1 pseudogene is annotated in these 254 nt (G+C 72.4%); it reads right to left on the reverse strand.

Annotated elements, in window-relative coordinates:
- Positions 1–188: pseudogene (locus AC0IZJ_RS28575) on the reverse strand (hypothetical protein); the annotation flags it as partial.
- Positions 189–254: the final 66 nt, after the last annotated feature.

Raw genomic sequence — 254 nt, forward strand, 5'->3', positions numbered from 1 at the left:
GTGCCCCGGTTGCCCTCGCTCGGCGGCGCGAGCGAGAAGCCGGTGACCTCGGCACCCCGCGACTCCAGCCACAACGTGAGCCAGGCGCCCTTGAAGCCGGTGTGGCCGGTCACGAACCCGCGCCGGCCGCGCCAGAACGCGGGGTCGGGCAGGCGCTGCGGGTCGAGTCGGGTGGCGTTCCTTGCCATGTCTTCCAAGGTGCCCGGCCCTCGCTACACAGCAGCTCCAGCGCCTGCTTGTCGCGCAGTGTGTCC

The sequence above is a fragment of the Roseateles sp. AC306 genome (assembly GCF_979253795.1).